The following is a 10754-nucleotide window of genomic DNA, read 5'->3' on the forward strand; positions in this document are numbered from 1 at the left end:
TTTTGGTGGGTGTGCCCTTTCCCACATTTCTTTTGACCCAGAGGGTGCGTAGCAGCACAATCTCTACTTCAAAATACCTTTTCTATCAATTTTCGCAAACAATTTGTTACGATGCCGGCCGCATGGACATCGGCAGCGCGTTCTGGTAAATTCCCATGACCTTCATGCGGAACTGCTGTTCGTTCAGCGTATCCGGGTCACCGGTGTTATACGGGTCAAAGTAGCCGCACGCATCCGGCATTTCTTCTTCCAGATAGTCGCACAGGTCAGGGTTTTCCTGCTGAAAAGCGTCATACGCATCCGAAAGCGTTGCAGGGAAATCAAACGAAAAACGCTCTGCATCGTACTCGCCGTACAGGAACTTTGCAATCATCAGCATCAGTTCATTGGTGTATTTCATAACGCAGTCCAGTCCTTTCTTGGCGTCCGCTTGACTACCACACTGACGATTTCGCCGGTGTCATCCGCCGAAATAACAGAAATGCCGTCGTAAAAACGAACATATTTGCCGTCCGGCTGTTGGTAGTTTGCGGGCTTATTCAGTATACGCAGTAATTCTTCCTTGGTGAACGTGAATTTATCCTTGCCGGTTTTCTGACCGAGCACACGGTTGAGTGCGTGCTCACGGAACGCAAATCCGGCATCGCTGAAATACTGATAGGTTTCTTTCAGCTTGGCGCGGTACTCCGGGGAATAGGTTTCGGTGCTGTCGATTTTCTCAAACAGGCGTTTGTTCTCCATCATTATCCCCCATTTCTTACTTTCAGTATACTTGATATTGCGGAATTCTTCAAGCGTTTTCGGTGCTTTTTCACCCAAGACGCGCTGATATTCTTCCCACTCGGTTTTGTCTGCGTCCCCATCAACATACTTCTTCCGCCATTCCTCATACGTCAGCTTCTTCTCGACATACTCGGTCTTGCCGGTCGCGGGATTTCTGGCGGCACGCTTACTGCCGATCTGGAACTCCGTCACCGGGACGGTGGTACACCGGCAGCGTGGGTGCAGCGGCGGATAGTTAATGCCGGTTTCACGCTCCGCGAGCGGAAACTCGCGCTGATCCAGAGCACCGCACACCGTGCAGGTCTTGAGATCGAGCGCCGCCTCGAACCGATAGGAGCGGATACCGGTTTCCCGGTATCCCTGTTCGGCAGCTTCAGCCGCCATATGGACGCTCTCAGTGTGGATGAGCACCGCCGCGCGGCTCTCAGACACGCCCATGCGCTTGGCAAACTCTTTCGTCATGCGGTCGAGCGAGTCGCCGCGGACAAAGCCGCGTGAGAGCGTCTGCATCAGCTCACGGGTCAGCTTGTCCTTGTCTGCCCAGATGCGTGAGGAAAACTCACTGCCGGCCCATGGCGTAGCGAGGATCTTCTCGACCGTCTGCGGGTCAATCCTTGCGAACGTGCTTGCCACATCGACCTGCTGGCTGACGGCGTACACCGTGCGGTAGTAGGTGTCGGTGTAACGCTCCTGCAAATGGTCGCGCAGCACATCGCGCTGAGAGCTGAACAGCTCCATCATACGCAGTTCGACTTGCGTCTGCAACGCCTGCAAACGTGAGATGCGCGACCGGAGATAAACCTCCTCCAATTCCTTGTCAAAGCCGCCGGCAAGCGCCTTCGCGCGGAACTCGTCCAGCGACATCCGGAAGTCCTCCAGCTCTGCATCCCGCAGCAGCCTGCGTGCATCTGCCATGCTGACGCTCTCGTTCTCGGCGTATCTGGCGTAGAAGATCGAGATTTCCTTGTCCAGTTCGTGCAGAATGCGCTCGTATTCCCGATGGAACCGCAGACACAGATCATCGTCCTCACGTTTCTGCTTCTCGGCGAGCTCGATGGCACGTTTGCGCCAGTACGCGCCGTTCAGCTTATCCGCTGCTGCCATCGCCTACACCGTCCTTTGGTGGAAACTGAAACTGCGGCTGCTTCTCGGCTGCTGCCTGCTGTTCCTTTTCCATCTGCTTCTGCTCGCTCTCGGCATCGTCTACCCACGGATGGTTTGCGAGTATCGTTCTGTCCGAGATAATGCCGACCGACTGCTGCGCGATCTGCGCGGTTTCGAGGTCGTTCTGCACCATGTTGCGCGTCCATGTCTGGAGAATGCGTTTCGGCTGCGCGATACCCTCCAAGCGGCAGATAGCACGCACCAGCTCGGCAAAGCCGGAGCGGAACTGCGTTTCCAACATCACGGCTTTCAGCTCAAGCAGGCTGTACAGGTACTTGAGCGCCACACCGGACGAATTGCCGAAATTCTCCGGATTCGGGTCAACGCCCATGCCGGAAACGAAGATCTGACGGCGGGTTCTCTCGAGAAAGGCGTTACGTGCCTCAAACGGGATTTCCGCACGGATGGTATCCACACCGCCGTCTCCCTCGACCTTGATGAGCTTGCTCTTTTTGAGGTCGCTCATGAACTCGGTCTTGTCCGTGCCGCCGTAGTTCTTGATGACGAAGATGACCTCCTGCACGTCCTCCATATCGTTGGCGAAGCCGGAAACCACCTTGTCGTAGGCGTCGATCAGGTCACGGTACAGCGGCAGATCGCCCATGCGGTCGGCGTTGTTGTAAAACGGGATGAACGGCACAGCGCCGAGGCCGTGCCGCAGCTCCTGTCCGACTTCCGGGTAATCGAAGTAAGCATAGCTGCCGGACACGCCGTTCTGACGGTAAAATCGGCAGGTCGTGTCGTCCCAATACTCGCACACCTGCACGGTCTGACCGCTTTCCGGGTCGAGCATGGTGTAGCAGCGCAGCACACCGACTAAATCGCTCTCCAGCGTACCGGAGAACACCGGCACGATCTGCTCCGGGTCTACGGTATGATAGCGGAAACGGCCGTCTGTGCCGCGCCAGTAATGCAGCCACCCGACCGAGGTGTTGCTCGCGTCAATGCCGAGCTGCATGGCCGTTGCGGTGTACTGATCTCCGAGGATCTCTGCGATCCGCTCGTTGGCGGTCTTGTTCCCCACATCGAACACCGGCGGATAGCTCAGCGCGTAGGAAACCTTCTGCGTCACGAGCAGATTATGCCACGAGTGCGAAATGCGGTTGTCCGCGAGGTGCAGCGGATTGCCGAGCGCCTGCTCGGTCTCTGCCTGCCGCTGCAAAACGCTGTTGTCCTGCTTGATGCGGTTGACGTTGCTGTAATAGCGCCGCGCCTCGTCCGCTGCGCGGATGAACTGCCCGTGCCCCTGTAAAAGCCGCTGAATCGTGCGGCTGTTCACTTTCACCATACGCTGACCCCTCCTTTCCTGGTAAACTGCTCCGCAACGCCGGTCGTGGCGTCGGGAGCGTCATCATGGGCATTCTTGCCCTCTTTCTGGTAATGTAACATTGCTTTTGCGTACTCCGGCCAGCGGTCGCGCCAGTTTGCGGGGTAGTAAATGTGATCCTGCACCCACGTTGAGTTGGTGAGGATACGCGCGACCTTGTTCTCGCTCTGGTGGAACCACTCCACACGGCAGCGGTTGGAGCCGAGCCGCCGAAGCTGCTCCTGCACGTTGCGGGCAAAGCCGCGGCCGCCGTTGTTGCTCTCGATTTTCGCGAGGTTTACGCCGTGCGCCAGCAGCCGCCGTGCGGTTTCCGGCTCGGTCACTTCCATCGGATCCTTTGTGTAGTAAATGTCGAGCACATACGCCTCGTGCGCGTACTCGCCGTAGATGATGCTGCACAAATAGTCCGCGCCGGTGTCCGCCGTGTCCGTGTAGCTGCGGATATGGGTAAACAGCGGATTGCCGTGCTCGTCCCTCGGAATGTCCGTATAGGTCTTGAAGCTGCTGTACAGACGGCCTTTGAGGTCGATCGGCTGCTGCTGATAGTTCGCGGACGCGATTTCCTCGCTCATCGTGCGAACCTTGTCCTCGTAGTCCTCGCGGGTGAGAACCGCATCGCACAGCATGGTGCCGTCGTCCTGCAAGGCCTTCATGGTGATGAGTTCCGCGTCCTGCCAGTGCTCCAGAGCGCGTCCTGCGAGGTCGCCGGTCGCCCAGCGCGTCATGATGATAACGATCTTGTAGCCGGTTTCGGTTCGGGACAGCATCGTGTCCGTGAACCACTGCCACTGCTTGTCGAGTGCGCCCTCGTTAAACGCCTCCTCGGCCTTCTTGATCAGGTCATCGAGAATCAGCTTGCGTGCGCCGAAGCCGGTCGCCGTGCCGCCTGGAGAGGTAGCGAGGTAGCTCGCGTACTGCCCCTCGAGCGCCCACTTGCCCGCAGCGGCCTCGCCGTACTTGATGCGGGTCTGCGGAAAAATGTCCGAGAACACAATGCGGTTCGGGTCGAACCGTTCCTCCACAATACCGTCACGGACTGCCCGTGCGAACGTCGTGGACAGCGTTTCGTTGTAGCTGCCGGTCATGATCTGCTCGGACGGGTCGCGCCCAAACAGCCACTGGCTCAGCAGCACCGCCGTCCGGCTCTTGCCGTGTCGCGGCGGCATATTGACCACCAGCACCTTGCGGTCGCTCTCACAGAACGCCTGTAAGCGCCGACACAGCGTCTTGAGGTACGGCCGGTCCTCGCGGTAGAAGTCCGGCGCCATCAGCTTGCAGAACGACCAGAAATCACGCCGGGCAAGCTCTATGCGAGCCGCGCGGCGAATGCGAGGGTCAACCATCGTCCGCCAGCTTTCGCAGCTCCTCGGTGGTCAGACCGGCAAGCGGGTTGTCTACCTCGAGCGTGCCGGAGTGCTCGATCTGCTGCACAAACGCGCCCGCCGCTTTCGCTCTCAGCTCGGAGGCTTTGAGGCGGTCCTTGGTTTCCTCTCCCTTGTCGCGCATGACGTTCGTCCAGAAGGCGTTTATCTCCTCCATGTCGGCAATGCGCGGCGTTTCAAGGATTTTATCCCGCTCCGCGATGTAAACAGCAAGTTTCCGCAGGTTTTCACTGCCGATGGATTGAAATCCGTTGTCATCCCTCGCCTTGTACCCGGCAAGCCGCGCCGCCTCCGCCGCCGTCTTGCCCTGCTTGTAATAATCTACCCAAGCCTGCTGCTTGGCTGTCAGTTTGCTCACGCGCTCACCGTCCTTTCTGAAAATGGGTAAAAGAAAACCGCCCTAACAACTGTTAAAGCGGTCTCTTTCTATTTCTTCTTGTTGAGTTCAGCCAATTGCTCTCCAAGTGTTTTTTCTTCATCTATTTTCTTATCGTTCTTTTCCTGATAGAGTCGATTTCTTGCTTCGATATAAGCCAATGTCTCCAACTGTTCTTTTGGTAGCGATCTCGATAATGTTTGTCGCGATGCATTCCTTTGGTTTGCATTATATGCTGATTTTATTTTCTGCAAATCTTCATTCATTTGATCTACTTTATTCAACAGCATATATAATAATAGCTGATTACGCTTATCATCGCTAACCGATGTATCAGAGAGTGATGTATCGGTTATATTTGCAGGTTTAATATTCAACTCATTAATTATAGAATTAACGTTGTTTCCTTCAGTAGCTTTAATTGCCGTTTTTATTTGCTCTCGCGCCTTTACGACACCACGATACCCCATTTGTGAATCATAATCGATGCAAGATATGCAACCAACATCAAAAATCCTTTCTGTACCCTCCTGTTGAACTATAACGACCGGCTTATTAAAGGCTTGGCGAATACCCAATTCAAAAAGGACATTCGGATTGCGCGTGCTCAAATCGCAAATCGCCATTGGCGCTTCAAGTAGATTTTTAATTATTTTCGTCTGAATCAAGCTGCTTTTACTGTCTTCATCTACTCGATGTGGTATATATCCAGCTGCTTCAATCGCCGGACTGAATACATCTTGATAAACTTTCAGAAAATGTCCTTCTTCGTACCCTGACGGATCACTAATCGGCATAATGACAAAACACGTTTTCTTTTCTTCGTTCATGCTATCACCCTACATACTGTATTTATTTTATTATAGCGTAATAAGTCATAATCTGCAATGAAAAAGCACCCTTTCATACAAGAGTGCTCTTTCTAGGTGATAGTACATGAAGCAAGAGGAACAGGGTCTGCGTTTCACCCCTGTCAACTTCACGATACTATTAAAACACAGATTTAGGTGCACGTTAGGCAAATTTTCACGGAAGGTCTAAATATTTTTCGACCAGCCGAATAAACTCCGCATTCCATGTATGCGCCGTCCTCTCGCTCACCGGCACGCACATCGCCGCACCATACAGCGTATGGCTGCGCTTCCAGTACACGCGGTCGATCAGCTCCATGCGCTGGTGTCCGTGCTTCATGCGCTCAGTTCCCGAGATGGCAGCCCGCACCGCATCATACCGTCGCTGTTCTTTATCAGTCAGGCGGTCAACGACCGCACGCTCAACCGGACTACCGCCGCTGCTGTGACCGCCGGACGCGCCGTAGGCCGGTGTGCAGGGCATGTCACCCACGCTCTCCGCCTTGCGCGCGAGCGCCGGATACGAACGGATGATGCGCTTTGTGTACTCCCACCAGTCCTCACGATTGTTCAATGCTTCCCCTCCCTGTCCGTAATGCCGTAGCGCCACACGAGATAGCGCCGAACCTTATCGCTGTATTTAGTCAATATTCTTGTGCGCCTCCTGATATTTCCGCATGATGCCAACCGCTACGCGGCAGGCTTCGTCGCAGGCGGCTACCATCTTTTCACGGCCGTGCAGACCACCGTAGTATTCGATCGTTGCCAGCTCCTCGGCTGTCGTGGCCGGGTCGAGGATGCGGATTACCTGGTTAATCGTCATGGGTGTCCTCCCTCTCTTTGGCACGCCGTTCTGCTCCGTGCAGGATAGCCTGAATGGTGTATGCGTCCAGCAGTGTCATAACCGGAATGGTCTTCCTGCATAGTTTCAGCAGGGTTTTCGCTGTTTTCTTATCTACCGGGCCACTGAAATCGTTCATTTCTTGTCCTCCTCTCGGATTGTTCTCAGCAGTTCCTCATGTAACTCGCTGAATTTCCCGTCCCAGAAGTGGACCCGATGCAGCACAAGGAAGAACAGCACCAGCCACAGGATACAGTCCAGATTGACCAGCAAATCAGTGATTGTCATTCCTGCACCTCCGGCAACTGCGGCAACGGCCGCCAGAACAGCACATCGGTTCCGGCTTTCAGCCCGCCGACAAAATACGGCTGCTCATCCCAGGTACGCAGCGTTTCCACTCTTGCACGTCCCCACTTGTTGTACGTCAACACCGGCACACCGCGCTCCGGCAGGCGCTCCTTTGGGTTGATCCAGCCGTTCTGTTCGATCAGCTGGGTCACTGCCTCGCGGATCAGGGCGCAGCCATGCAAACCGCAGTTGTGATCATGCCCGCAGCCGAGGCAGGCCAGAGAGCCGGTCTGCACTTTCAGCTGTCCGAGGGCTTCGATAAGTTCTTTTGTATTCATGCTTATCCTCCTATCAGACATCGTTATAGCGGTTCAGGCAACGAGTATTATTGCAAAACCGTTTCTGACCGATTACCTTTAACGGCTGTCCGCAAAACTGGCAATACACCGCTTCTGTTCTCGGCGGGACATCATCCGCGTGTGTACCGCCGTATCTCATGCGGTTTACCATGCACAAAACCGACCCCGGCTGAGCCGCGGCAATGCAGTGTTCCTTTGCTTTGCAGTAATAACATTCAGGCGTTGCCATCTCTCATCAGCTCCTTCCGCAGCTCCTTGAGCTTGTCCGTCAGCAGGCTCTCGGCCTTGCTCCCAGCTTTCAGCTTGCCGCCCTTGTCGCAGAGATTGAAGCGCGGACAGTTGACATTATGCGTACCGCCGCCGGGAAAGAAGTCGTCGCCCTCGTACCAGCTGGCGGTGAAAAAGCTGCCGTCCGGCAGGTCGAGCCGGTACACGTTAAGCCCGATCTCGGGCGCCTTGTGCCAGATACCCCAGTTCTGCCAGTCGGCCAGGACGGCCTTGCGCTTGCTCTCGTTGGTCAGGGCGAGAATGTCCTTACCTGTCAGTTCCAGCATCATACCTCATTACCTCCCATTCGCAGCAGCTCTGCGGCCACGCACTCCGAACAATGCTCGATAAGATTGTCATGGTCCTTGATTTCTCGCGGAAATCTGCAATACTCGTCGCAGAACCCCTCCATCACCTTGTTTGCCCGCTGCTCCCAGCAGGCCAGATGGAACTCGGGTGCAGTCCGCACGCCCTGTCCGCAGAATTTACATTTTGCCATTGTTCTCCTCCCGATTCACGCTCGCCGCCGGCGAAAAACCATCCGGATACCGCCGTTCCAGCTTCTCGATGTTTGCCTGCATGATGTACTCCAACGGTACGTTCATCAGTTCAGCCATCAAAGTCACATACCACAGCACGTCGCCCAGCTCTTCGATAATTTTGGACGGCTGCCACGGATGTCCCTGATACATACACTTCTTGACTTCATCGGCTACCTCGCCAGCCTCGCCGGTCAGGCCGAGAGCGGCATTTGCCGTGTTATAGCACTTCGGCGTCGCTGTACGCATGGCCTTGCGCTGATATTCTTTAATCGTCATTACTGTTCTCCTTACTGCGGTTCATAACCCGATTTTTCCATTCCCGCTCCCAGTCCGAAAGCTGCGAATCGTCCTGCCCTCGGTCAGTACCGCCGATGTTCGCCGGGCTGAGATAGCCGCTCGAGTCCTCCTGCTTTGGTCTGCTCTGCTCTTTCGGCCTGGACAGGTTCGCTGCCGTCAGCACGCCGTTTTTCAGCCGCTCACGCAGTACGGTCATAAAGTACGGCACATAACCGCGGCTGTCGCTCTTGGCGTGGCCGACTGCATAATGCGCAGTAGCCGTTATCACCTCATCGGTCATTCCTAATGACCTCATCTTGGCGATAGCAGAGCGGTTCGCCTTGTTCAGCCGTTCTCCTAAAATTTCCTCCACGTCGCTGTGTAGTAGAGTAGAATTACTATCTATATTCCTATCTTTTTCTTTTACTTTACTATGTGTACTTTCGTCAGAGGGAAACTGGGGTTTCTCGCTTGTGAAACCGGGGTTTTCCTCGCGGGAAACGAATTTTTGCAGCAAAACACTGCGAGAGCTGATCTCCCGCATTTCCTGCTCGGTCAGAAGCCACAGTTCCCACTTCACCTCCGGATTGGTTCGTCCGGCAGTCGCAAAGTAGTAGTGCTCCTGGATTCTGTGCGAGGTGATAATGCCCTGCTGGAATAGGTCGCCGTCGAAAAGCCCGTGCGCCGCCAGACAATCTATCATCTCTGCAATTTTTTCTGCGTCCGGCTCATAGCGTCCGGACAATACTTCGCTTTTAATGGACCAGATCACGCCGTCACGGTCGCTATCGCCGTAGGCTAAATAATAGCCTTTGTCGCGGTACGCCATCACCAGCAGCTGTAAATACACCACGATCGCCGCCGCGCCGTATTTGCGCCGTGCGGTAATCAGCTTCGGGTCGCTCATCAATCCAATATCGTGACGGAAATAATCCAGCCCGTTCTTGGTCGGTCTGCCCGTAGTATCACCTCCGGTTTTCAGGGCAGGAAGGGCGGGGTTGCCGCCCTGTGCCTTGCCTGCTTACGCCAGAATGATAACGTCCTCGCGGAGCTCCTGCGGAATGTGCTGCTCGAACCAGTCGCGGATATTTGCGATAGCCTCACGCTTCCATGCATCCGCATCAGCCGCAAAGAGCGCCGCCTGCACCTCATCGCCGGTCTGGCGAATACGGAACACGAACGGACTTTTCGGCTGCTCAACCTCGGTAAAGGTGCGGTACGGCGCCAGTACAACCGGGTTCGGCACGCTCACCTGTTTCACAAGAGAAATACCGCTACGGGCCGTCACGCGCTGCGTCATGCCGTCATCCGCCAGCGATACGCCGTTCTCGGTCGTTACCGTGCTAATGAGCTGCACCAACGTGTCGCGGACTTCGGTCGGCACGAAATGCGTCTGCATATTGATGATGAACTCCTCCACGCCCAGCCAGCGGCCAAACGGGAACGTCGGTGCGGACAGCTCGGCTTCCAGCAGGCACTCACGCGCCTTGTCGCTGTTCAGCTCGCGGTACAGGTACACGCGGTCGTAATCCGCAACATGGATAACGAAGCGGCGGCCGATGCTGTCCTCATCCTCGGCACATTCATCTGCGCCGCTCTCAATGTAGTCGCGCACCGCCGAAAGCGTATGTACCGCCAGCGGCGATGCCGTCAGCTCGTTCGGAATGCGGTGCAGCGTGCGGTCTGCATAGTGGCTGCCATTGCGGAACTCCAGATGCGGAGCCGAAAGGTTTACGATATATTCCAGTGCTTCCTTGATCATTTTGAATATCCTCCTATTGATTTACGCCAGCTTGACGACCTTGGGTTCGGTGTCAACGGACGGGTCGAACGACTGCTGACCGGGCACCTGCGGCGTGTACTCCATAACGATGGGTTCCGCGTCCGTGCCGCCGAGCAGCAGTGCGCCGTCGATCGGCTTGACCGGAATCAGCTTGCTGCTCACCTCCGCACGGACAGCCACGCTGTCGCGGTTCTCGGTCGGCACGATGGACAGTTTGATGGTCAGCGTCCGCGCCTTTTTCGCCTCGGTGTTGAAGTCGCGGCAGTTTTTCATGATGCGCGTCAGCTCGTAGGCCGTGCGCTCACCGATCGCGCCGTTCATCATGTCCAGAATGCTGATCTCCTTAACTTCGCCGGTGTTATTAAAGTTACTCATGGTTGTACCTCTCCTTCATCTCACGTTTGTAGAATCTCATCAGACCGTCTATGATCTCGCCAGGTGTCATGCTCCAACGAGCAGCGTATTTCAGCAGCGCCGATGCAGTGCGCGGGTCTACGTCAAATGTAATCTTCATG

Annotated in this window: 18 protein-coding genes; all 18 read right to left on the reverse strand. The window is 55.5% G+C overall.

Features of this window, described 5'->3' with window-relative positions; genetic code table 11:
* Window positions 1-106: 106 nt before the first annotated feature.
* Window positions 107-400 carry a hypothetical protein gene (locus tag DW806_RS04945; RefSeq protein ID WP_118729296.1) on the reverse strand — a complete coding sequence of 98 codons (294 nt, stop codon included), beginning with the start codon at window positions 398-400 and terminating at the stop codon, window positions 107-109.
* Window positions 397-1887: a minor capsid protein gene (locus tag DW806_RS04950; protein ID WP_118729297.1), complete on the reverse strand. Its 1491-nt coding sequence runs from the start codon at window positions 1885-1887 to the stop codon at window positions 397-399. The genes DW806_RS04945 and DW806_RS04950 overlap by 4 nt, the downstream gene beginning before the upstream one ends.
* Window positions 1871-3235 carry a phage portal protein gene (locus DW806_RS04955; protein ID WP_118729298.1) on the reverse strand — a complete coding sequence of 455 codons (1365 nt, stop codon included), beginning with the start codon at window positions 3233-3235 and terminating at the stop codon, window positions 1871-1873. Before DW806_RS04955 ends, DW806_RS04950 begins: the two co-directional genes overlap by 17 nt.
* Window positions 3229-4617 (reverse strand): phage terminase large subunit, encoded by a 1389-nt coding sequence (terL, locus tag DW806_RS04960; RefSeq protein ID WP_118729299.1) that lies wholly within the window; start codon window positions 4615-4617, stop codon window positions 3229-3231. The genes DW806_RS04955 and terL overlap by 7 nt, the downstream gene beginning before the upstream one ends.
* Complete coding sequence (locus DW806_RS04965) at window positions 4610-5014, reverse strand: terminase small subunit (protein ID WP_118729300.1); 405 nt, start codon at window positions 5012-5014, stop codon at window positions 4610-4612. Before DW806_RS04965 ends, terL begins: the two co-directional genes overlap by 8 nt.
* Window positions 5015-5082: 68 nt before the next feature.
* Window positions 5083-5862 carry a hypothetical protein gene (locus tag DW806_RS04970; RefSeq protein ID WP_118729301.1) on the reverse strand — a complete coding sequence of 260 codons (780 nt, stop codon included), beginning with the start codon at window positions 5860-5862 and terminating at the stop codon, window positions 5083-5085.
* 196 nt (window positions 5863-6058) lie between these two features.
* On the reverse strand, window positions 6059-6457 hold the full coding sequence (locus DW806_RS04975) for a hypothetical protein (RefSeq protein ID WP_118729302.1): 399 nt from the start codon (window positions 6455-6457) through the stop codon (window positions 6059-6061).
* 66 nt (window positions 6458-6523) lie between these two features.
* Window positions 6524-6706, reverse strand: coding sequence for a hypothetical protein (locus tag DW806_RS04980; RefSeq protein ID WP_118729303.1), 183 nt, complete (start codon window positions 6704-6706; stop codon window positions 6524-6526).
* Window positions 6696-6863, reverse strand: a complete 168-nt coding sequence (locus DW806_RS15125) for a hypothetical protein (protein WP_158578295.1) — start codon at window positions 6861-6863, stop codon at window positions 6696-6698. The genes DW806_RS04980 and DW806_RS15125 overlap by 11 nt, the downstream gene beginning before the upstream one ends.
* Window positions 6860-7012 (reverse strand): hypothetical protein, encoded by a 153-nt coding sequence (locus tag DW806_RS15130; RefSeq protein WP_158578296.1) that lies wholly within the window; start codon window positions 7010-7012, stop codon window positions 6860-6862. The genes DW806_RS15125 and DW806_RS15130 overlap by 4 nt, the downstream gene beginning before the upstream one ends.
* Window positions 7009-7350 (reverse strand): hypothetical protein, encoded by a 342-nt coding sequence (locus tag DW806_RS04985; protein WP_118729304.1) that lies wholly within the window; start codon window positions 7348-7350, stop codon window positions 7009-7011. Before DW806_RS04985 ends, DW806_RS15130 begins: the two co-directional genes overlap by 4 nt.
* Window positions 7351-7586: 236 nt before the next feature.
* Complete coding sequence (locus DW806_RS04995; protein ID WP_118729306.1) at window positions 7587-7928, reverse strand: hypothetical protein; 342 nt, start codon at window positions 7926-7928, stop codon at window positions 7587-7589.
* Window positions 7925-8137 (reverse strand): hypothetical protein, encoded by a 213-nt coding sequence (locus tag DW806_RS05000; RefSeq protein WP_118729307.1) that lies wholly within the window; start codon window positions 8135-8137, stop codon window positions 7925-7927. The genes DW806_RS04995 and DW806_RS05000 overlap by 4 nt, the downstream gene beginning before the upstream one ends.
* The gene (locus tag DW806_RS05005; protein WP_117490506.1) at window positions 8124-8456 is read right to left on the reverse strand and encodes a nucleoside triphosphate pyrophosphohydrolase family protein; all 333 of its coding nucleotides are present in this window, start codon (window positions 8454-8456) and stop codon (window positions 8124-8126) included. The genes DW806_RS05000 and DW806_RS05005 overlap by 14 nt, the downstream gene beginning before the upstream one ends.
* Complete coding sequence (locus DW806_RS05010) at window positions 8446-9438, reverse strand: DUF4373 domain-containing protein (RefSeq protein WP_308751199.1); 993 nt, start codon at window positions 9436-9438, stop codon at window positions 8446-8448. The genes DW806_RS05005 and DW806_RS05010 overlap by 11 nt, the downstream gene beginning before the upstream one ends.
* A 39-nt stretch (window positions 9439-9477) precedes the next feature.
* Window positions 9478-10218, reverse strand: a complete 741-nt coding sequence (locus tag DW806_RS05015) for a hypothetical protein (RefSeq protein ID WP_118729309.1) — start codon at window positions 10216-10218, stop codon at window positions 9478-9480.
* A 21-nt stretch (window positions 10219-10239) separates the two neighbouring features.
* Window positions 10240-10614: a hypothetical protein gene (locus DW806_RS05020; RefSeq protein WP_118729310.1), complete on the reverse strand. Its 375-nt coding sequence runs from the start codon at window positions 10612-10614 to the stop codon at window positions 10240-10242.
* A complete protein-coding gene (locus DW806_RS15135) occupies window positions 10607-10753 on the reverse strand; it encodes a hypothetical protein (protein WP_158578297.1) in 147 nt (48 codons plus the stop codon). Before DW806_RS15135 ends, DW806_RS05020 begins: the two co-directional genes overlap by 8 nt.
* Window position 10754 lies beyond the last annotated feature (1 nt).

It is taken from the genome of Butyricicoccus sp. AM32-19 (assembly GCF_003480365.1).
GTDB classification, from domain to species: Bacteria; Bacillota; Clostridia; order Oscillospirales; family Butyricicoccaceae; genus Agathobaculum; species Agathobaculum butyriciproducens.

What these genes read in the sequence shown, in the direction of transcription:
- DW806_RS15135 (WP_158578297.1), bottom strand. Translation starts at nt 10,753, where the DNA reads ATGAAGATTACATTTGACGTAGACCCGCGCACTGCATCGGCGCTGCTG.
- DW806_RS04955 (WP_118729298.1), bottom strand. Translation starts at nt 3,235, where the DNA reads ATGGTGAAAGTGAACAGCCGCACGATTCAGCGGCTTTTACAGGGGCAC.
- DW806_RS04970 (WP_118729301.1), bottom strand. Translation starts at nt 5,862, where the DNA reads ATGAACGAAGAAAAGAAAACGTGTTTTGTCATTATGCCGATTAGTGAT.
- DW806_RS05000 (WP_118729307.1), bottom strand. Translation starts at nt 8,137, where the DNA reads ATGGCAAAATGTAAATTCTGCGGACAGGGCGTGCGGACTGCACCCGAG.
- terL (WP_118729299.1), bottom strand. Translation starts at nt 4,617, where the DNA reads ATGGTTGACCCTCGCATTCGCCGCGCGGCTCGCATAGAGCTTGCCCGG.
- DW806_RS04995 (WP_118729306.1), bottom strand. Translation starts at nt 7,928, where the DNA reads ATGATGCTGGAACTGACAGGTAAGGACATTCTCGCCCTGACCAACGAG.
- DW806_RS05005 (WP_117490506.1), bottom strand. Translation starts at nt 8,456, where the DNA reads ATGACGATTAAAGAATATCAGCGCAAGGCCATGCGTACAGCGACGCCG.
- DW806_RS05015 (WP_118729309.1), bottom strand. Translation starts at nt 10,218, where the DNA reads ATGATCAAGGAAGCACTGGAATATATCGTAAACCTTTCGGCTCCGCAT.
- DW806_RS04945 (WP_118729296.1), bottom strand. Translation starts at nt 400, where the DNA reads ATGAAATACACCAATGAACTGATGCTGATGATTGCAAAGTTCCTGTAC.
- DW806_RS04985 (WP_118729304.1), bottom strand. Translation starts at nt 7,350, where the DNA reads ATGAATACAAAAGAACTTATCGAAGCCCTCGGACAGCTGAAAGTGCAG.
- DW806_RS05020 (WP_118729310.1), bottom strand. Translation starts at nt 10,614, where the DNA reads ATGAGTAACTTTAATAACACCGGCGAAGTTAAGGAGATCAGCATTCTG.
- DW806_RS15130 (WP_158578296.1), bottom strand. Translation starts at nt 7,012, where the DNA reads ATGACAATCACTGATTTGCTGGTCAATCTGGACTGTATCCTGTGGCTG.
- DW806_RS04980 (WP_118729303.1), bottom strand. Translation starts at nt 6,706, where the DNA reads ATGACGATTAACCAGGTAATCCGCATCCTCGACCCGGCCACGACAGCC.
- DW806_RS15125 (WP_158578295.1), bottom strand. Translation starts at nt 6,863, where the DNA reads ATGAACGATTTCAGTGGCCCGGTAGATAAGAAAACAGCGAAAACCCTG.
- DW806_RS04950 (WP_118729297.1), bottom strand. Translation starts at nt 1,887, where the DNA reads ATGGCAGCAGCGGATAAGCTGAACGGCGCGTACTGGCGCAAACGTGCC.